Raw genomic sequence first — 18,445 nt, forward strand, 5'->3', positions numbered from 1 at the left:
AAAGCCCCGCGGGGGGCGCTCGTGCATCCTCCGGCAATGTTAGCGGCGGCGGGCGCAAACGTCAAACGCTCGCCGCTGCCCAGCTCAGCGCCCTCGCCGGATGCATGGCGCCGCTCAGGCGCCGAGTGCGCGCCCCACCCGCTCCGCCGTGTCGAATGCGAAGCCATCGGCGGCATCGCGCGGGGTATGGATCAGGCGGAGCGTGCTGCGGTCGAGCCGCGCGACGGTCACGGCGGCGGCGCCCGCGCGGGCGAGCGGCATGCTGTCGACCAGAATACCGAGCGGGAGCCGCCGCACCCGCACCGGAAGACCGAGGCCGCCGAGCCGACCGGCGGTGGCCGCGGCGAGCGGCGCGCCGCGCGCGTCGTGGCGCACCACGGCGAGGGGGCCGGTGTCGTCCAGCGTGTCGAAGTTGATCACCTCGCACCCCCGCAGCGCGGCCGCGTGCGCGCGGGCGAACGCGCGCGCACCGACGAGGCCGAATTCTTCGGCCGCCGTGATGAGAAACCCGGTGGCGTCGTCCGTCGAGTGCTCCGCCACGGTGAGCGCCGCGAAGAGCCCGCTGGCGTTGTCCCGCGCGCCCACCGAGCGACCCTTGAGCCGGCCCCGGCCCGCGAGCGCGCCCGCCAGGACTGCGAGCGCGGCGCCGGCACCCGCCACCACGATCGGCAGCTCGCCCCGTACCCGGAGCGCGGCGAGCGCCGTGAGAGCGAGAGCCGCGAGTAGCACGAGCCAGACGGCGACGATCCGCCCCGCCATCGAATGTCCCTGCGCCTTGGAATCGAGATGTGCCACGATCCAGCGGCGCACCTCGGGCGAGCGGGTGGCGACGATGGTCGCATCGTCGCGCAACCGGCCGGCGAGCGGGAGCGACGCCCAGCCCGCGCCCACCACCCAGACCAATGCCGTGAGGCTTACGGCACCGATGGCCCAAAGGACGAGCGCGGCCCACGGTGTCACGGTCGGCATCACGAGGAGCGGGAGGAGCACGAGGCCGAGCCAGCCGAGCCCCGCGCCGAGCACCGGGAGCGCCCAGAGCGACGAGGGCGTGAAGCGGATCGGCTCGAGCGTGACGGCGTACCCCAACGCGCTCAGATGCCGCGCGACCGCATCGCGCGCGGCGTGGGCCTCGGGCGTGCCGGCCTCGCGCGGGGCGGCGAGCACCCGCGCGAGCGCATCACGCGCCCGCGGCCTGTTTGCCGCGGCGGCCGGACGGGGCCTGTGGTGCGCCACCGGAGGGTGAGTTCGGGGTGGCCGCGCGCCCGCCGCTTTGCGCGGCGCCGGGGCGCGCAGCCGGTGCGGGGCTTGGCATGGCAGCGGTGGCGGCCGCCGCCGCCTCACGCGTGATCCGCCCAGCCTCGACCAACTCGAGGAGATGCTGCTCGAACGTTTGCATGCCATCGTCACGGGCGGCGGCCATGAGCGCCGCCAGCTCGTCGAGCCGCGCCGGCGCCTTCACACAGTCGCGCACCGCCGGGGTCGCGACCATCAGCTCGGCCACCGCAACCCGTCCCGCGCCGTTCCGCGTCGGCAGAAGCTGCTGGGCCACGATGGCGCGCACCGCCTCGCCGAAGCGAACCCGGCCGATCTCGCGCTCGCCGGGTTCGAGTGTGGCAAGCACGCGCTCCACCGCGCCGGCCACGTTCGGCGCCGGCACCGTCGCGATGACGAGCCGGCCGGTCTCGGCCGCCTTGAGCGACACGTCGAGCGTCTCGGCGTCCGCCATGTCGCCGATCACGACGACGTCCGGGTCCTGCCGGAGCGCCGCGCGGAGCCCTATGGCGAGCGACTCGGTGTCCACGCCCACCTCGCGCTGGGTGATCGAGCAGTTGATGTCGCGGTGGAGGAATTCGATCGGGTTTTCGATCGTCACGACGTGCCGGTGCTGGGTCCGGTTCACGTGATGGATCATCGCGGCGACCGTCGAGCTCTTGCCGCTCCCGCTCACGCCGGCCACCAGCACGAGCCCGCGATCGGACTCGGCCACCTGGGCGAGCGCCGCCGGCAGCGCCAGCTCATCGAGCGTGGGCACGGTGAACGGGATGACGCGCATCACGACCATGAACGACGAGCGCTGGCGCAGCACGTTGACCCGGAAGCGGCCCACACCCGGCATGCCCCAGGAGCAGTCGAAGTCGCGCAGCTGCTCGATGCGTGCGCGATCTACGTCGCTGCTCATGAGCTGGAGCGCGATGGCGCGGGTCTGCTCGGGCGTGAGCCGCTGCTTCGTGAGCGGCACGAGTTTGCCGTTGATGCGGGCACGGAAGACGTCGCCCGCCTTGATGTGCAGGTCCGACGCGCCCCGCTCGACCGCCGCCTTGATGATTTTTTCCATGTCGTGTCCGCGTTGGACGGAGAATCAGTCGACCGGCAGGAACCCCATACGCTCGCGCACCTCCGCCATCGTGGCGCGCGCCATTTGCCGCGCCCGCTCGGCACCTGCCGCGAGCAGCTCCGCCACCCGCACCGGGTGCGCGTTCAGCTCGCGCGCGCGCTCGCGCATGGGCGCGAAGTGCGCGGCAATGTTGTCGGCCAGCACGCGCTTGCAGTCGAGGCAGCCCCAGCGCGCGCCGCGGCAGTTTTCCGCCACCTCGGCCACGGTGGGCGCCGGCGAAAAGTAGCGGTGCAGGTCGTAGATGTTGCAGATCTCGGGCGTGCCGGGGTCCTTGCGGGTGACCCGCGCCGGATCGGTGACCGCCGGACGGAGCTTCTGCCAGATCTCCTCCGGGCTCGCCAGCACGGCAATCGTGTTGCCCAGGCTCTTCGACATCTTCGCCTGCCCGTCGAGGCCCAGGATACGCTTGGCTTCGGTGAGCAGCGGCTTGGGCTCGGGAAAGTAGTCGGCGCCGCCGCCGAACTCGGCGTTCCAGCGCCGCGCGATTTCGCGCGCGAGCTCGAGATGCTGCACCTGGTCTTCGCCCACGGGGACGAGATCCGCGCGATACATCAGAATGTCGGCCGCCTGCAGGATCGGATAGTTGAGCAGGCCCGCCGGGATGCTCTCCATTCCCCGCGACTTATCTTTGAACTGCGTCATCCGCTCCAGCTCGCCGAGCGGCGTCACCGCGTTCAAGAGCCACATGAGCTCGGCGTGCGCCGGCACGTGCGACTGCACGAAGAGCGTCGCGCGTTCGGGGTCAATGCCCGCGGCCAGCAGGCCGACCGCCATCTCGTGGGTGCGCTGCGCCAGCAGCGCCGGCTCGTACTTGCGGGTGATGGCGTGCAGGTCCACGATGCAGTAGATGCACTCGTAGGAGTCCTGCAGCCGGACCCAGTTCTGCACCGCGCCGAGGTAGTTGCCGAGATGCAGCTCGCCGGACGGTTGAATGCCGGAAAATATGCGGGGCATCACCCAAGGTAGCTTGCCGGAGTTGGCGCCACAAGATGCTGTCGTCATTAGACTTACTTGATCTCGCCCGGTCGGCGGCCGCGGGCGCCGCCGGCTTCATTCGCTCGGTCGAGCGGCCGGCCGACCCAGCCGGCTGGACCCTCAAGGGGAGCCGCGACTTCGTCACCGAGGTCGACCGCACCGCCGAGCGGCTCATCCGCGACATCTTGCTCGGCGGCGTTCCGGGGGCCACTATCGTCGGCGAGGAGCTGTCGCCCGAGATCACCACGGCGGGGCTCGTGTGGGTGGTCGATCCGCTCGACGGCACGACCAACTTTCTGCACGACTACCCGGCCTACGCGGTGTCGATCGCCGCGGCCATCGACGGTGAGCTGGTGGCCGGCGTGGTGCATCAGGTGCCGTTCGATCAGGTGTACTGGGCGACCCGCGGCGGCGGCGCGTGGACCAGCGCGGCGGGGGATGGCGGTCCCTCGGGGAGCGCCCGCGCGCTCCGCGTGTCGCCCATCGCCGACCCGGCTCACGCTCTCATCGGCACGGGATTTCCTTTCAAGGATCTCGCGCAGCTCGAGGAATACGAGCAACAGTTCGGCCGCGTCGCTTCGGCGACCACCGGCATCCGTCGCGCTGGCTCTGCCGCGCTCGACCTGGTCGACGTCGCGGCCGGCCGCTTCGAGGGGTTCTGGGAGCAGCGGCTCTCGGCGTGGGACATCGCGGCGGGACTCGTGCTCATTCGTGAGGCGGGCGGCGTCGCCACTGATTTCGCGGGGCGCGATCTGGGCGTGGAGCACGGACCGGTGGTGGCGGGCAATCGGCCGATCCACGCATGGCTACTCAAGACACTCGGGCCGGACTGATCGACAACCTCGGACCGCATTGATCGTGTACGTGGAGGACGACGCATGATCGGCAGCCACGATTCGGTCGAGACGTGGACGGATGCGCTCGCCGCTGCGTCGGCGACGCCCGCAGGCGGGTCGGCGGCGGCGATCGCCGCCGCACTCGCCGCGGCGCTCGTCGGCATGGTGGCGGCGCTCACCGGACGCCGGGAGAGCTACGCGGCGGTGCGAAGCGAATCGGCGGCGGCACTCGCGCGGGCGGAGCCGCTCCGCCGCCGGCTGCTGGCGCTCGCGAGCGAGGACATCGAGGCGTTCGACGAGGTATTGCAGGCGCTCGCGCTGCCCCGCGGCACCGAGGCCGAGATCGCGCGGCGCGGGGCGGCGCGCGACGCGGCGCTCAAGGCGGCGGCGGCGGTGCAGTACGAGCTGCTGCTGCTCGCCGGAGAGACGGTCGACCTCGCCGAAGTGCTGGCCGACCGCGGGCTCCGAAGTGCGGCCGGCGATGCGGCCTCCGCCGCGTTCCTCGGCGCCGCGGCGAGCCGCGCGGCGTACTGGGCGATCCGCTCCAACCTGCGGCGGATGCACGAGGACCGCGAGGCGGAGCGGATGTGCGAGCAGGCGCTGGAGCGGCTGGAGCTGGTCGAGGCGACGGAAGCGCGGGTGCTGCGGCGGCTCAGCGAGTGGGCGTGAGCTGCCCTACGCCGCGGTGAGGATCCGCGGCCCATCGCCGGTAATCGCGACGGTATGCTCGAAGTGGGCCGAGAGGCTCCCATCCACCGTGACGACGGTCCACTTGTCGGCCAGCGTGCGGGTGATGGGGTTGCCGACCGTGATCATCGGCTCGATGGCGATCGTCATGCCCTCGAGCAGCCGGGGCCCGCGGCGCGGCGCGCCGTAGTTCGGCACCTGCGGCTCCTCGTGGAACCGCGTGCCGATGCCGTGCCCCACCAGCTCGCGTACCACGCCGTACCCTGCCGCCTCAGCCACCCGCTGCACCGCGTGCCCGATGTCGCCGATGTGGTTGCCCACCCGAGCCGCGGCGATCCCGGCGGCGAGGCACTGCTGGGTCACGTCGAGCAGGCGCTGCGTTGCCGGTGCGGTGCGCCCCACGGCAAAAGTCGCCGCCGAGTCGGCATGCAGCCCTTCGAGCTGCACCCCTACGTCCACGCTCACGATGCTGCCCTCGGCCAGCACGCGCCTGGTCGACGGAATGCCGTGCACGATTTCCTGATCGATGGAGGTGCAGAGCGTCTTGGGGAACCCGTAGAGGCCCTTGAACGACGGCGTGGCGCCCGGATGGCTCCGGATGAATGCCTCCGCCTCGGCGTCCAGCGCTGCGGTACTGATACCGGGCTTCACGGTGTCGCGCATGAGCGCGAGCACGCCCGCGACGATTCGTCCCGCCCGGGCCATGGTGTCGACTTCCCGGGGGGACTTGAGCGTGATCATGCCTCCCCGATCGCCCTCCGCACCCGTCCGGCGATGTCGTCCACCGCGCCCACGGCGGGCACCCGCTTCACCAGTCGCCGATCGTCGTACCAGGCGAGCACCGGCGCGGTCTGCGACCGGTATGCCTTGAGCCGGGTCGCTACCGCGGCGGGGTCGTCATCGGCGCGGCCCTCGATCGAGCGGCGCCGCTCGAGCCGGGAGAGGATTTCTTCGTCGGTAACATCGAAAAAGAGCACGGCGTCGAGCCGCCGGTCGCGCTCGCCCAGCAATTTCTCCATCGCTTCGGCCTGGGGCACGGTCCGCACCACGCCGTCGAGGATGGCGCCGCCGGCGGCCGCCGGCTTGTCCAGCTCTTCGCGGACCATGCCGAGGATGATATCGTCGCTGACCAGGTTTCCGGCCTCCATCACCGCCTTGGCCTTCCGGCCGAGCGGAGTGCCCTGCTTGACGGCGTCGCGGAGCAGATCTCCGGTGGCGAGTTTCGGCAGACCAAGATGCTCGGCAAGGATGGCGCCTTGGGTGCCCTTGCCGGCCCCAGGCGGCCCCATCAGCAGGTAATAAGCGGTCACATGTAGCGCTGCTGGTTGCCGCGGAACTTCACCCGGCCGGTCTTCATGAAGCCGTCGTACTTCCTGAGCGTGCGGTGCTGTTCCACCTGCGCGATGGTGTCGAGCAGCACGCCGACCACGATCAGCACGGAGGTGCCGCCGAACCGCGCCTGGATGTTCACCTGATCCGACACGATGACCGGCAGGATCGCGACGAAGGCGAGGAACAGGCCGCCGGGGAGCGTCACCCGCGCGAGCACGGCATCGATGTAGTCGGCGGTGCTGGCACCCGGCTTCACGCCGGGAATGAAGCCGCCCTGCTTCTTCAGGTTTTCCGCCAGGTCCACCGAGTTGAAGATGATGGACGTGTAGAAGTAGGTGAACAGCACCGTGAGCACGGCGAACGTGAGATCGTACGCGATGTTGCCGGGCGCGAAGTAGGTGGCCAGATCCTGCAGGACCGGCGACTTGGTGAAGGTCGCCAGCGTGCCGGGCACGATGATGATCGTCTGCGCGAAGATGATGGGCATCACGCCCGCCGTGATGAGGCGGATGGGGATGAAGGTCTTCTGGCCTTCGCGGATGCGCCCGCGTCCCATCACCTTGCGCGGGATCTGGATGGGGATGCGCCGCGCGGCGATCGTCATCGCCACCACGGCCGCGATCACGCCGAGCAGAACGGCCATGAAGATCACGGTGCCGAGCACCGTGACCGACCCCGCCTTGATGAACTGTACGAGCTGCACCGTGGCCGGCCAGAGCCGCTCCAGGATCGAGAACGTAATGAGAAGGCTCATCCCGTTCCCGATGCCGCGCTCGGTGATCTGCTCGCCGAGCCACATGACGAAGATCGAGCCGGCGGTGAGCGTCACCACCATGACGAGGCGCGACGCGAAGCCCGGATTCTCGATGGCGCCGGGGATGGACTCGGTAAAGAGGGCGAAGGTATAGGCCTGGGCGAGCGAGATGCCGACCGTCATGTATCTGGTCCACTGGGTCAGCTTCTTCCTGCCCTCTTCGTCCTTCTGCATCTTGCCGACCGAGGGCGACACGCCGCCGAGCAGCTGGAAGATGATCGAGGCCGAGATGTACGGCATGATCCCGAGGGCAAACACCGTCGCCCGCGAGAGGCCGCCGCCCAGCGTATCGTAGAGCCCGAAGAACCCGGCGGCGCCCGAGTTCCGGATGAAGTCGGCCAGCGCCGCGACATTGACCCCGGGTGCGGCGATGTGGGCGCCGACCCGGTAGATGACGAGCGCGAGCAGGGTAAAGAGGAGCTTGCGCTTGAGCTCCTCATCGATGTGGAACGTGGAAACGCGAGGTGCGGTCACTTACGCCTCGATGGTGCCGCCGGCGGCTTCGATCTTCTGGCGCGCCGACGCGGAAATCGCCACGCCGGTCACCGTGTATGCCCGGCCGGCCTCGCCGGTGCCGAGCAGCTTCACGGGGGCGTCTCGCTTGCCGATGAGCCCCGCGGCGTGGAGGGTGTCTGGATTGACGGCCGGTCCGGACAGCTTGTCGAGCTGCGCCAGGTTGACCGGCTGCGCCACGACCTTGAATGGATTGGTGAAGCCGCGCTTCGGAAGGCGCCGGTACATTGGCATCTGGCCGCCCTCGAAGCCGGGGTTGGTCGACCCGCCGGTGCGCGCCTTGTGTCCCTTGTGGCCCTTGCCCGACGTCTTGCCGAGCCCCGATCCGGGCCCGCGGCCAACGCGCCGGCGCGCCTGGGTGCTGCCCCGCGGCGGGCGCAGCGTCGAGAGGGTGATCTTGCGGTCGTCTGCCATCGTCATTCCTTGGCCGGCGCCACGTCGACGAGGTGGCGCACCTTGAACAGCATGCCGCGAACGGATGCGTTGTTGGGTACCTGCACCGTCTGCTGGTGGTGCCTCAATCCGAGGGCCTTGAGCGTGCGGCGGAGCCGCTCGGCGTGCCCGATCTCCGAGCGAATCTGGGTGACCGCGAGCGTCGCGGCCGCATCTTCACTCGGGATGACCGCGGCGTGGTGGCCGGGACCCTGGCGCCCGACGACCGGATTGCGTCCCATGTCAGACCTCCTGCCGCGGCCGGTAGGCGATCTGATCGATCTCGATGCCGCGTTCGCGCGCCACCTGCCGTGCGCTCACCAGCCGCGAGAGGCCGTTCATGGTGGCCCGCACCATGTTGTGCGCGTTGCTCGAGCCGAGGCTCTTGGTGAGGATGTCGGTGACGCCGGCGCACTCGAGCACGGCGCGCACGGGGCCGCCGGCAATGACGCCGGTGCCAGTCGCGGCGGGCTTGAGCAGCACGCGTCCGGCGCCGTGCTCGCCCACCACCTCGTGCGGAATGGTGGACCCGGTGCGCGGAAGGTCCACCATCGCGCGCTTGGCCGCTTCGACCGCCTTCCGCACCGCCTCGGACACTTCGTTCGCCTTGCCCGTCGCGATGCCGACCTTGCCACGGCCATCGCCCACCGCCACGAGCGCATTGAACGAAAAGCGGCGGCCGCCCTTCACGACCTTGGCGACGCGGTTGATGGCGATCACGTTCTCGACCATGTCGCTGCCGTGGTCGCGATCGCGGTCCCGGTCGCGCCGGGGGCCACGATCGCCGCGTCCGCCCCGGCCGCCGGCCCCGCCACCGCGGCGGCCCCGGGGCCGCTCGGCGGCTGCTGGAGCTTCTGCCGCGCCGGGGCGCTGATCGCCCCCGGGGGCTCCGGTGCCGGTATCTGCCGTCGGGCCGCTGCCCTCGGGCGCCGCGCTCTGCTTTTCGTCTGCCATGCTAGAACTCCAGTCCGCCTTCGCGTGCGCCGTCTGCGACGGCTTGCACACGACCATGGTAACGGTATCCGGCGCGGTCGAACACCACCCGGGTGATTCCAGCCGCGCGCGCCTTTTCGGCGAGGCGTTTGCCCGTGGCCTTGCCGCGCGCCACCTTGCTCGCGCCGTCCGCCTGCACGCCCTCGCTCCGGTCATTCACGCCGAAGAGCGTGACGCCCCGGTCGTCGTCGACCAGTTGCGCCGAGATGTGCTTGAGCGAGCGGAAAACCACGAGCCGCGGCCGTTCGGCCGTGCCGTGCACCTGCTTGCGCACGCGGAGGTGGCGCCGGTAGCGCCGATCGCCGCGGGTACGCGGGGCATGGATCGCGCGCATGCTTACTTCGCTCCTGTCTTGCCGGCCTTGCGGCGGACCTGCTCGCCCTGGTAGCGGATGCCCTTGCCCTTGTACGGCTCCGGCGGGCGCACGTTGCGGAGCTCGGCGGCCACCTGGCCCACGACCTCCTTGTCGGCGCCTTCGACCTTCACGAGCGTATTGTTGTCCACCGAAATCTTGATGCCCTTCGGGGCCTCGTACTTGACCGGGTGCGAGTAGCCCACGATCAGGTTCACGCCGTACGGCTTGGCCTCGGCCTTGTAACCCACGCCCTGGATCTCGAGGGTCTTGAGATAGCCACGCGAGACGCCGTCCACCATGTTCTGGACCAGGGTGCGGGTGAGGCCGTGCAGCGCCTTGTGCCGGTTCTCGTCGCTCGGGCGCGCCACTGTCACCTCGGCGTCGGTTACCGCGACCTGCATGTCGCGGTGGAGGCGGCGGCTGAGCTCACCCTTGGGCCCCTTCACCGAGATCGTGTGGTCGGTGAGCGCCACGGTGACGCCCTTCGGGATCGCCACGGGCTTCTTGCCGATGCGGGACATGCGCGCCTCCCTACCAGACGAGCGCCAGGAGCTCGCCGCCCAGCCGGGCGGTGCGCGCCTCGCGGTCGGTCATGAGCCCCTTCGGGGTGGAGACGATCGCCATCCCGAGTCCGTTCTTGACCCGCGGGATCTCCCGGCACTTGACGTAGCGCCGGAGGCCCGGAGTCGAGATCCGGCGCAGCTCCCGGATGACCGGCTCGTCGTTGTGGTACTTGAGGTACAGGCGCAGCACGCTGTGGGTGCCGTCGTCGAGCACCTTGAAGTCCGCGATGTAATGATTGTCGCGCAGCAGCCGGGCGACCTCGCTCTTGAGCTTGGACACCGGCATATCCACCCGCCGGTGGCCCGCGGCGCAGGCGTTCCGGATGCGGGTGAGCATGTCCGCGACGGGATCTGTGAGGTTCATCATCCCTCGTCCCCCTACCAGCTGGCCTTGCGCACGCCGGGGATGTCTCCCCTGAGCGCGAGCTCACGGAAACAGATGCGGCACAGGCCGAATTTGCGCAGCACCGCGCGCGAGCGGCCGCACCGCTGGCAGCGCCGCACCGTGCGGACCTTGAATTTCGGGACCCGTTTTGCCCGTTCGATCCACGCCGTCTTTGCCATCGACTCTCCTTGCTCCTTTACGCCACCTTCACCGGCGTCTCGCCCCGGAAGGGCCACCCGAACTCGCGCAAGAGCGCCAGCGCCAGATCGTCCCGCGTCGCCGAGGTGACGATCGTGATGTCCATCCCGTGGATCCGCTCGACCTTGTCGAAGTCGATCTCGGGGAAGATCATCTGCTCCTTGATGCCGAACGTATAGTTGCCGCGTCCGTCGAAGCTCCGGTTCGAGAGCCCGCGGAAATCGCGAATGCGCGGGATCGCGAGGCTGATGAACCGGTCGAGGAACTCGTACATCCGAGCCCGGCGCAGCGTCACCGTGGTACCCACCGGCATCCCGGCCCGGAGGCCGAAATTGGCGATGGCCTTCTTGGCCCGGGTCACCACCGGCTTCTGCCCGGTGATCAGAGCCAGCTCTTCGACCGCCGCCTCGAGCCCCTTCGGATTCTTCGAGGCGTCGCCCATGCCGACGTTGAGCACGATCTTGTCGAGCTTCGGCACCTGGTGCGGGTTCGCGAGCCCGAACTCGCGCTGAAGCCTGGGCCGGATCGTCTGCTCGTAATGGGTCTGCAACCGCGGCTTCCCTTCCGCCGCTTTGGGCGCATGATCGACCGCGCCAGCAGCGGCCTTGTCCTTTCCCTTGGCCTGCGCCGCGCCGCCACCCTTAGGCGCACCGCCCCCCTTCTGACCGGCGCCCTTACCGCCCTTTCCGTCTTTACCGCCCTTACCGCCTTCCTGCATGCCTTTCGTCTCGTCCGCCATTACCTCACCCTCGGAATCGGCTGCCCCGACTTGATCGCAATCCGCTCCACCGTCCCATCTGCCGCCCGCCGCCGGCGAATACGCGTCGGCGCGCCGGTCTTGGGGTCAATGAGCATTGCCTTCGAGTGGTGGATCGGCGCCGGCATGCTGATGATTCCCGATTCGCCGCCCGGCGTCGTGGCGCGGCGGTGCCGCTTCACGATGTTGACGCCTTCGATCGTGATCCGCCCGCTCTTGGGATCGACCCGCAGCACGGTGCCGCGCTTTCCCTTCTCGTCACCCGAAACGATCTGCACGGTGTCGCCCTTGGTGATGTGCAGCCGCATCCGCTCGGGCGGCGCGTGGCGCACCCGCTTCCGCTTCTTGTAGACCAGCGGTTTCATGCTAGAGCACCTCCGGCGCGAGCGACACGATCTTCATGTATCGCTTCTCGCGCAGTTCGCGGGCGACGGGGCCGAAGATGCGGGTCGCGCGCGGCTCGCCGTTGTCGGTGATGAGCACCGCCGCGTTCTCGTCGAACCGGATGTAGGAGCCGTCCTTGCGCCGGACCTCCTTGGCCGTCCGCACGATCACCGCCTTGGCCACGTCGCCCTTCTTCACCTGCCCGGTGGGGATGGCGTCCTTGATGGCCACGACGACCTGGTCGCCGAGCCCCGCGTAGCGGCGCTTGCTGCCGCCCAGGACGCGGATCACGAGCGCGCGCCGGGCCCCCGAGTTGTCCGCGATGCGGAGGATGCTCTCTTGCTGGACCATGGCTACTTCGCTCTCTCGACGATCTCGGTGACCCGCCAGCGCACCGTCTTCGCGAGCGGCCGGGTTTCCATGATGCGCACCGTATCGCCCGTGTGCGCGCCGTGCTCGTCCCGCGCCTTCACGGTCTTGGTGCGCGTCACCTGCTTGCCGTAGACCGGGTGGGCGTAGCGGCGCACCAGCGATACGGTGACCGTGCGGGTCATCTTGTCGCTCGTCACCACCCCGACGCGGGTCTTCCGCCGCCCGCGCGGCGCACTCGTGTTCGTCGTCTCGCGTTCCGGCATGTTGCTCACCCTTGCGGCTGGCCCGCCGGCGCGCCCGGGGCGCGCTCGCGCAGGATCGTCTTGATCCGGGCGATGTCCCGGCGCAGCGCGCGGAACCGGATCGGATTCTCGATCGTCTCGGTCGCGGCGCGGAAGCGCAGCCGGAACCGTTCCTCGACGAGCTCGTGCAGTTTGGTCTCCAGCTCGTCGTTCGTGAGCTCGCGCAACTCGGTCGGCGTCATCGCTCAGGTCTCCTCGCGGGTCACGAACCGGGTCTTGACCGGCAGCTTGGCCGCCGCGAGCGCCAGCGCCTTCCGCGCCAGGTCCTCGCTGATCCCCTCGATCTCGAACAGCATCCGGCCCGGCTTTACCACGGCCACCCACCCCTCCGGGTTGCCTTTGCCCTTCCCCATGCGGGTCTCGGCCGGCTTTTTGGTGATCGGCTTGTCCGGAAAGATCCGGATCCACACCTTGCCGCCGCGCTTCATCTCGCGGGTCATGGCGACGCGGCTCGCCTCGATCTGCCGGTTGGTGATCCAGCCCGGATCGAGACTCATGAGCCCGAACTCGCCGAACGCGACCGTGTTGCCCCGCTGCGCGATGCCCCGGGTGCGGCCCTTGAACGTCTTGCGGAACTTGATCCGCTTGGGAGCCAGCATCGTTCGTCAGGCTCCGGTGCTGTAGGTGCGGCCCGCCACGTCTTCGATCACTTCGCCCTTGAAGATCCAGACCTTGATGCCGATGGTGCCGTAGGTCGTCTTTGCCGTGCTGGTGGCGTAGTCGATGTCCGCGCGCAGCGTGTGCAGCGGCACCCGTCCCTCGTGATAGCCCTCGGTGCGCGCGATCTCGGCGCCTCCCAGACGCCCCGACACCCGGATCTTGATGCCTTGCGCGCCCATTCGCATGGCGCTCTGCACCGCGCGCTTCATGGCGCGGCGGAACGAGATCCGTTGCATGAGCTGGTGGGCGATGTTGTCACCGACCAGTTGGGCCGAGAGCTCGGGCCGCTTGATCTCTTCGACGTTGATCGCGGCGTCCTTGCCGGTGAGCTGCGCCAGCTCGTCGCGCAGCTTGTCGACCTCGGCGCCGCGCTTGCCGATCACCACGCCGGGCCGCCCGGTGTGCACCGTCACGGTGGCCTTGCCGGGGCGGCGCTCGATATGGATCTCCGAGATCGCGGCGTGCCCGAGGCGGGTCTTCAGGTACTTCCGGATCAGCTCGTCCTCCTTGAGCAGCGCCGGCATGTCCTTGGCTGCGAACCAGCGCGACTTCCACGGCTTCACGATCCCGAGGCGAAAGCCCACCGGATGTGTCTTCTGGCCCATCAGTCGTTCTCCTTGGCCGCCACGTGAATCTCGACGTGGCTGGTGCGCTTTCTGATCGGCGTCGCCCGGCCCTGCGCCGCCGCGCCGAAGCGCTTGAGCGGCGAGCCGGCGTTCACGATCGCCTTGCTGACGACCAGCAGATCGGGATCGAAGTGGCCGTTGTCCTTGAGCGCCGCCTGCTCGGCATTGGCCACGGCCGAGCGCAGCGTCTTTGCGATCTGCCTGGCCGCGAGCTTCTTGTTGTACTTGAGGATGGCGTACGCATCGTTCACATCCTTGCCGCGGATGAGATCGATGACGAGCCGCATCTTCCGGGGCGACTGCCGCACCCCCCGCTGAATCGCGTGGCCGCTCATCGGTTACTCCGGCTTGGCCTTCTTGTCGGCCACGAGCTTGCCGCTGTGCCCGCGGAAGAGCCGCGTCGGCGCGAACTCGCCGAGCTTGTGGCCCACCATGTTCTCGGTCACGTACACCGGCACGAACTTGTTGCCGTTGTGCACCGCGAAGGTGTGGCCCACGAACTCGGGGAGGATCGTGCTCGCCCGGCTCCAGGTTTTCACCACCCGCTTCTCGTTGCGCTGGTTGAGCTGGCCCACCTTGCGGGCCAGCGCCTCCTGTACGAAGGGACCCTTCTTGACGCTGCGTGCCATTACCGGGTTGCCTTCCCGCGCTTCCGTCCGCGCACGACGTACTTGTTGGAGGCCTTCTTGTGATGCCTCGTCTTCCGCCCCTCGGGCTTGCCCCAGGGCGACACCGGCGGCCGCCCGCCCGAGCTCTTGCCCTCGCCGCCGCCCAGCGGATGGTCGACCGGGTTCTTGGCGACGCCGCGCACCTTGGAGCGCTTGCCGAGCCAGCGGTTCTTGCCCGCCTTGCCGATGGAGAGCAGCTCGTGCTCGGCGTTGCCCACCTCGCCCACGGTGGCGAGGCAGCGCGCGTGGACCAGGCGCATCTCGGTGGAGCGGAGCCGGAGCGTGACGTAATCGCCTTCCTTGGCCACGACCTGCGCGCTAGTGCCGGCGCTCCGGCAGAGCTGCCCGCCCTTGCCGATCTTGAGCTCGATGTTGTGCACCTGGGTGCCGAGCGGCATTTCGCCCAGCGGCACCGCGTTGCCGGTGCGCGTGTCCGACCCCGGGCCCGAGACGATGGTGTCGCCCACGGCGAGGCCCTTTGGGTGGAGCACGTAGCGCTTCTCACCGTCGGCGTACACGATGAGCGCGATCCGCGCGCTCCGGTTCGGGTCGTACTCGATTTCGGCGACCCGGCCCGGAATGCCGAACTTGTTGCGCTTGAAGTCGATCTTCCGGTATTGCCGCTTGTGACCGCCTCCCTTGTAGCGCGCCGTCACGTGGCCCTGGTTGTTGCGGCCGCCGCTCTGGCGCTTGGGCTCGAGCAGCGACTTCTCGGGCGTGGACCGGGTGATCTCGTCGAATCCCGACACCGAGCGGAACCGGGTGCCCGCAGTCATGGGTCTGAATTGTCTGATGCTCATCGCGACGGCCTCCTCAACCCTCGAACACGGCGATCGAGTCACCGTCCTTGAGCGTCACCACGGCCTTCTTCCAGCGCGCCGTCTTGCCCCGCGTGCGGCCGCGCACCACCTCGCGCCGCCGCATCTGCATCGTGCGCACACCCGTGACCGTGACACCGAACAGCCGCTCGAGCGCCGTGCGGATTTCGGGCTTGGTGGCGGCCGGGTGCACCTCGAAGGTGTAGACCTTGCCGGCCTGGTAGGCAGCCGAGCTCTTCTCGGTCACCACGGGTCGAACGATCGTGTCATGCAGCGACGGCATTTACTCGCGCTCCTTCTTCTTCCGCGCGGCGGGCCGCTTGGCGGCCTTGGCCTTGGCGGTCTTGGCCTTGGCCGTCGACTTGGCGGGCTTGCCCGCTGCCCGCTTGGCCTTGGCGCCGGTGCCCTTCGCGCGCTTGGCGGCCTTTGCCGCGCTCTTGGGCGCGGCGCGCTTGGGCTGCCTGGCGCGCGGCGCGGCTTCGGCGGGTTCAGCCTCGGGCTCCGCCTCCACCTCGGGAATCACCCCGGTGATGGCACCTTCCTCGACCACCACCGCGTCGGCCCGAACGACGTCGTATGCTGAGGCGTCGGCGTAGCGCATGACCTCGACGCCCGGCAGGTTGCGCCCGCTCAGATAGACGTTGGGGCTGTGCTCGGCGGTGAGCACGAGAACCTTCCGCCCGGCGACGCCGAGCCGCGCGAGCAGCGCCGCGAGATCGCGGGTGCGCGGCTCCGGAAACAGGAGCCGCTCGATCACGTGCAGCTCCGCCTCGCGGGCGCGCGCGTTGAGCGCGGAGCGCCGGGCGAGCTGCCGCACCTTGCGTGGAATGGCCGTGGTGTAGTCCCGCGGCGACGGACCGAACACCGTGCCGCCGCCCCGCCAGTGCGGGGCCCGCGTCGATCCCTGACGTGCCCGGCCCGTGCCCTTTTGCTTCCACGGCTTCTGATTGCCGCCGGAGACGAAGCTCCGAGTCTTGGTCTGGGCCGTGCCCTGGCGCTGGTTATTGAGGAATGCGCGCACGGCCTGGTGCAGCGCCGGCTCGTGCACGGTTCCGTCGAAATAATCGGCCGGCAGCGCGAATGCCGCGTCGCGCCGGACGCCGGCGGCAGAGTAGTGCGGCGCCTCAATCATGGCGGCTCCGCCCTCCCTGCTTGGCGATCGTGACGATCCCGTTGCGCGCGCCCGGAATGGCGCCGCGGACGAAGAGCAGATTCCGCTCCGGGTCGATCCGGACCACGGTGAGTCCGAGCTCGGTGTGCCGGGCAGCGCCTTGGTGCCCCGGCATGCGCTTGCCCTTGATGACGCGCGAGGGATCGGTGCCCGGACTGATCGAGCCCGGCTTCCGATGCCGCGTGTTGCCGTGTGTGGCCGGCCCCCCGCCAAAGCCGTGGCGGTGGACCACGCCCTGGAAGCCACGCCCCTTGGTGGTGCCGGTGACCTTGACCAGCTCGCCCGGCTCGAAGATGTCCACCTTCACCTCGGCGCCGGCCGCCGGCGCCTCGCCGTTCAGCGGAAAGTCCCGAAGCACCCGGGGTGCCGCATCGAGACCCGCCGCCTTGGCGTGGCCCAGCTCCGCGCGGCTCGTGCGCCGCGCCCGCTGCGCGCCCCAGCCGAGCTGCACGCCCTGCTCGCGCACCTGGACCACGCGGCAGGGGCCGGCCTCGATCACCGTCACCGCTACCGCGGTGCCGTCCTCCGCGAAGACCCGGGTCATCCCGAGCTTGCGGCCGATCAATCCAGTGGTCATCTGGGCCCTCGCCTACTCGACCTTGATCTCGACGTCGACACCCGCCGGCAGATCGAGCTTGGTCAGCGCGTCCATCGTCTGGGGCCGGGAGTCGTTGATATCGAGCAGCCGCTTGTGGGTGCGAAGCTCGAACTGCTCCCGGCTCTTCTTGTCGATGTGCGGGCTGCGCAGCACGGTCCACCGCTCGGTCTTGACCGGCAGCGGAATGGGCCCGGACACCTGCGCACCGGTTTTTTCCGCGGTGCGCACGATGTCCGCCGCCGCCTGGTCGAGGACGACGTGGTCAAAGGCCTTGAGGCGGATGCGGATTTTCTGAGCCATGAGCGCTCCAATGGGTCGGGCGGACCGCCGGGCGGCCGGTCGAGAGTGACCGGAACCGACCGGCTGACGCCGGACCGCCTACTTCAGGATCTTCGTCACCACACCGGCGCCGACCGTCCGCCCGCCCTCGCGGATGGCGAACCGGAGCCCCTCATCCATGGCGATCGGCGTGATCAGCTCGATCGTCATCTGGATGTTGTCACCCGGCATCACCATCTCGACGCCGCCCGGAAGCTCGACCGAGCCCGTGACGTCGGTCGTGCGGAAGTAGAACTGGGGCCGGTAGCCCTTGAAGAACGGCGTATGCCGCCCGCCCTCTTCCTTGGTGAGCACGTACACCTCGGCCTCGAACTTGGTGTGCGGGGTGATGCTGCCGCCCTTGGCCAGCACCATGCCGCGCTCGATCTCGTTCTTTTCGACGCCGCGGAGCAGGAGACCGACGTTGTCGCCGGCCTGGCCGTCGTCGAGCAGCTTGCGGAACATCTCGACGCCGGTCACGACCGTCTTCTTCTCGGCGCCGAACCCGACGAGCTGCACTTCGTCGCCCACCTTGACCTTGCCCCGCTCGATGCGTCCGGTGGCCACGGTGCCGCGGCCGGTGATCGAGAAGACGTCCTCCACCGGCATCAGGAAGGGCTTGTCGATCTCGCGGACCGGCTCCTTGATGAAGCTGTCCAGCGCGCCGTACAGCTCCTCGACCTTGCCGACGTAGTCCTTGTCGCCCTCGATCGCCTTGATGGCCGAGCCGCGGATGACCGGCGTGTCGTCGCCGGGGTACTCATACTGCGAGAGCAGCTCGCGCACCTCGAGCTCCACCAGGTCGAGCAGCTCGGCGTCGTCCACCAGGTCGCACTTGTTGAGGAAGACCACGATGGAGGGCACGTTCACCTGCCGCGCGAGCAGGATGTGCTCGCGGGTCTGCGGCATCGGGCCGTCCACCGCGCTCACCACCAGGATGGCGCCGTCCATCTGCGCCGCGCCCGTGATCATGTTCTTCACGTAGTCGGCGTGGCCCGGGCAGTCGACGTGCGCGTAGTGGCGGTTGGCGGTCTCGTATTCGACGTGGCTCGTCGCGATCGTCAGGATCTTGCTCGCATCGCGCCGTCCCTGCGCCTCCGACGCCTTGGCCACCTCGTCGTACGAGACGTACTTGGTGCCCCAGCCCTTGTCCGAGGACACCTTGGTGAGCGCCGCCGTGAGAGTGGTTTTTCCGTGGTCCACGTGGCCGATGGTGCCGACGTTCACGTGGGGCTTGGTCCGCTCGAATTTGGCCTTGGCCATGATCCTGTCCTCGTGCTCCTGTGTGGTGCC

General features: G+C 69.4%; 30 protein-coding genes. 2 read left to right on the plus strand and 28 right to left on the minus strand.

Annotated elements, in window-relative coordinates; translation table 11 throughout:
- Positions 1-114: 114 nt before the first annotated feature.
- The 3 genes from VFW66_11115 to trpS are packed head-to-tail and all read right to left on the minus strand — an operon-like array spanning position 115 to position 3,349.
- Positions 115-1,164, minus strand: coding sequence for a M28 family peptidase (locus VFW66_11115; GenBank protein ID HEX5387243.1), 1,050 nt, complete (start codon positions 1,162-1,164; stop codon positions 115-117).
- A gap of 13 nt (positions 1,165-1,177) precedes the next feature.
- A complete protein-coding gene (locus VFW66_11120) occupies positions 1,178-2,335 on the minus strand; it encodes a PilT/PilU family type 4a pilus ATPase (protein HEX5387244.1) in 1,158 nt (385 codons plus the stop codon).
- Between the two features lie 24 nt (positions 2,336-2,359).
- Positions 2,360-3,349: a tryptophan--tRNA ligase gene (gene trpS, locus VFW66_11125; GenBank protein ID HEX5387245.1), complete on the minus strand. Its 990-nt coding sequence runs from the start codon at positions 3,347-3,349 to the stop codon at positions 2,360-2,362.
- 35 nt (positions 3,350-3,384) lie between these two features.
- On the opposite strand from trpS, the gene VFW66_11130 reads away from it, so the two are divergent.
- Complete coding sequence (locus tag VFW66_11130; protein HEX5387246.1) at positions 3,385-4,203, plus strand: inositol monophosphatase family protein; 819 nt, start codon at positions 3,385-3,387, stop codon at positions 4,201-4,203.
- Positions 4,204-4,248: 45 nt separating this feature from the next.
- The gene (locus tag VFW66_11135; protein HEX5387247.1) at positions 4,249-4,875 is read left to right on the plus strand and encodes a cyclodeaminase/cyclohydrolase family protein; all 627 of its coding nucleotides are present in this window, start codon (positions 4,249-4,251) and stop codon (positions 4,873-4,875) included.
- A 6-nt stretch (positions 4,876-4,881) separates the two neighbouring features.
- Here the strand turns inward: VFW66_11135 and map are convergent, their stop codons facing one another.
- The 25 genes from map to tuf form a co-directional block, all read right to left on the minus strand.
- The gene (map, locus tag VFW66_11140) at positions 4,882-5,634 is read right to left on the minus strand and encodes a type I methionyl aminopeptidase (protein ID HEX5387248.1); all 753 of its coding nucleotides are present in this window, start codon (positions 5,632-5,634) and stop codon (positions 4,882-4,884) included.
- Positions 5,631-6,182, minus strand: coding sequence for an adenylate kinase (locus VFW66_11145; protein HEX5387249.1), 552 nt, complete (start codon positions 6,180-6,182; stop codon positions 5,631-5,633). Before VFW66_11145 ends, map begins: the two co-directional genes overlap by 4 nt.
- Positions 6,183-6,199: 17 nt before the next feature.
- Entirely contained in the window at positions 6,200-7,513 is a 1,314-nt protein-coding gene (gene secY, locus VFW66_11150) for a preprotein translocase subunit SecY (GenBank protein ID HEX5387250.1), read from the minus strand.
- The gene (rplO, locus tag VFW66_11155; GenBank protein HEX5387251.1) at positions 7,514-7,966 is read right to left on the minus strand and encodes a 50S ribosomal protein L15; all 453 of its coding nucleotides are present in this window, start codon (positions 7,964-7,966) and stop codon (positions 7,514-7,516) included.
- Positions 7,967-7,968: 2 nt separating this feature from the next.
- On the minus strand, positions 7,969-8,226 hold the full coding sequence (gene rpmD / locus VFW66_11160) for a 50S ribosomal protein L30 (GenBank protein ID HEX5387252.1): 258 nt from the start codon (positions 8,224-8,226) through the stop codon (positions 7,969-7,971).
- A 1-nt stretch (position 8,227) separates the two neighbouring features.
- Positions 8,228-8,716, minus strand: a complete 489-nt coding sequence (rpsE, locus tag VFW66_11165) for a 30S ribosomal protein S5 (GenBank protein ID HEX5387253.1) — start codon at positions 8,714-8,716, stop codon at positions 8,228-8,230.
- A 223-nt stretch (positions 8,717-8,939) separates the two neighbouring features.
- Positions 8,940-9,311: a 50S ribosomal protein L18 gene (gene rplR, locus VFW66_11170; protein ID HEX5387254.1), complete on the minus strand. Its 372-nt coding sequence runs from the start codon at positions 9,309-9,311 to the stop codon at positions 8,940-8,942.
- A 2-nt stretch (positions 9,312-9,313) separates the two neighbouring features.
- Positions 9,314-9,853: a 50S ribosomal protein L6 gene (gene rplF, locus VFW66_11175; protein ID HEX5387255.1), complete on the minus strand. Its 540-nt coding sequence runs from the start codon at positions 9,851-9,853 to the stop codon at positions 9,314-9,316.
- Positions 9,854-9,863: 10 nt separating this feature from the next.
- Positions 9,864-10,259: a 30S ribosomal protein S8 gene (rpsH, locus tag VFW66_11180; protein ID HEX5387256.1), complete on the minus strand. Its 396-nt coding sequence runs from the start codon at positions 10,257-10,259 to the stop codon at positions 9,864-9,866.
- 14 nt (positions 10,260-10,273) lie between these two features.
- A complete protein-coding gene (locus tag VFW66_11185) occupies positions 10,274-10,459 on the minus strand; it encodes a type Z 30S ribosomal protein S14 (protein HEX5387257.1) in 186 nt (61 codons plus the stop codon).
- A gap of 17 nt (positions 10,460-10,476) precedes the next feature.
- Positions 10,477-11,028, minus strand: coding sequence for a 50S ribosomal protein L5 (rplE, locus tag VFW66_11190; GenBank protein HEX5387258.1), 552 nt, complete (start codon positions 11,026-11,028; stop codon positions 10,477-10,479).
- A gap of 188 nt (positions 11,029-11,216) precedes the next feature.
- Positions 11,217-11,600 carry a 50S ribosomal protein L24 gene (gene rplX / locus VFW66_11195; protein HEX5387259.1) on the minus strand — a complete coding sequence of 128 codons (384 nt, stop codon included), beginning with the start codon at positions 11,598-11,600 and terminating at the stop codon, positions 11,217-11,219.
- 1 nt (position 11,601) lies between these two features.
- Positions 11,602-11,970, minus strand: a complete 369-nt coding sequence (gene rplN / locus VFW66_11200; GenBank protein ID HEX5387260.1) for a 50S ribosomal protein L14 — start codon at positions 11,968-11,970, stop codon at positions 11,602-11,604.
- Positions 11,971-11,972: 2 nt separating this feature from the next.
- On the minus strand, positions 11,973-12,254 hold the full coding sequence (gene rpsQ / locus VFW66_11205; GenBank protein HEX5387261.1) for a 30S ribosomal protein S17: 282 nt from the start codon (positions 12,252-12,254) through the stop codon (positions 11,973-11,975).
- A gap of 5 nt (positions 12,255-12,259) precedes the next feature.
- Entirely contained in the window at positions 12,260-12,475 is a 216-nt protein-coding gene (rpmC, locus tag VFW66_11210; protein HEX5387262.1) for a 50S ribosomal protein L29, read from the minus strand.
- 3 nt (positions 12,476-12,478) lie between these two features.
- A complete protein-coding gene (gene rplP / locus VFW66_11215) occupies positions 12,479-12,892 on the minus strand; it encodes a 50S ribosomal protein L16 (GenBank protein HEX5387263.1) in 414 nt (137 codons plus the stop codon).
- A gap of 6 nt (positions 12,893-12,898) precedes the next feature.
- Positions 12,899-13,558 carry a 30S ribosomal protein S3 gene (rpsC, locus tag VFW66_11220; GenBank protein ID HEX5387264.1) on the minus strand — a complete coding sequence of 220 codons (660 nt, stop codon included), beginning with the start codon at positions 13,556-13,558 and terminating at the stop codon, positions 12,899-12,901.
- A complete protein-coding gene (gene rplV, locus VFW66_11225; GenBank protein HEX5387265.1) occupies positions 13,558-13,914 on the minus strand; it encodes a 50S ribosomal protein L22 in 357 nt (118 codons plus the stop codon). Before rplV ends, rpsC begins: the two co-directional genes overlap by 1 nt.
- A 3-nt stretch (positions 13,915-13,917) precedes the next feature.
- Positions 13,918-14,208 (minus strand): 30S ribosomal protein S19, encoded by a 291-nt coding sequence (gene rpsS, locus VFW66_11230; GenBank protein HEX5387266.1) that lies wholly within the window; start codon positions 14,206-14,208, stop codon positions 13,918-13,920.
- Positions 14,208-15,047, minus strand: coding sequence for a 50S ribosomal protein L2 (gene rplB / locus VFW66_11235; protein HEX5387267.1), 840 nt, complete (start codon positions 15,045-15,047; stop codon positions 14,208-14,210). The genes rpsS and rplB overlap by 1 nt, the downstream gene beginning before the upstream one ends.
- 13 nt (positions 15,048-15,060) lie before the next feature.
- Positions 15,061-15,348 (minus strand): 50S ribosomal protein L23, encoded by a 288-nt coding sequence (gene rplW / locus VFW66_11240; GenBank protein HEX5387268.1) that lies wholly within the window; start codon positions 15,346-15,348, stop codon positions 15,061-15,063.
- The gene (gene rplD / locus VFW66_11245; protein ID HEX5387269.1) at positions 15,349-16,197 is read right to left on the minus strand and encodes a 50S ribosomal protein L4; all 849 of its coding nucleotides are present in this window, start codon (positions 16,195-16,197) and stop codon (positions 15,349-15,351) included.
- Entirely contained in the window at positions 16,190-16,813 is a 624-nt protein-coding gene (gene rplC / locus VFW66_11250) for a 50S ribosomal protein L3 (protein ID HEX5387270.1), read from the minus strand. The genes rplD and rplC overlap by 8 nt, the downstream gene beginning before the upstream one ends.
- A gap of 12 nt (positions 16,814-16,825) precedes the next feature.
- Positions 16,826-17,134 carry a 30S ribosomal protein S10 gene (rpsJ, locus tag VFW66_11255; protein ID HEX5387271.1) on the minus strand — a complete coding sequence of 103 codons (309 nt, stop codon included), beginning with the start codon at positions 17,132-17,134 and terminating at the stop codon, positions 16,826-16,828.
- Positions 17,135-17,212: 78 nt separating this feature from the next.
- Positions 17,213-18,415, minus strand: coding sequence for an elongation factor Tu (gene tuf, locus VFW66_11260; GenBank protein HEX5387272.1), 1,203 nt, complete (start codon positions 18,413-18,415; stop codon positions 17,213-17,215).
- Positions 18,416-18,445: the final 30 nt, after the last annotated feature.

This window comes from Gemmatimonadales bacterium (assembly GCA_036279355.1).
Taxonomy (GTDB): domain Bacteria; phylum Gemmatimonadota; class Gemmatimonadetes; order Gemmatimonadales; family GWC2-71-9; genus DASQPE01.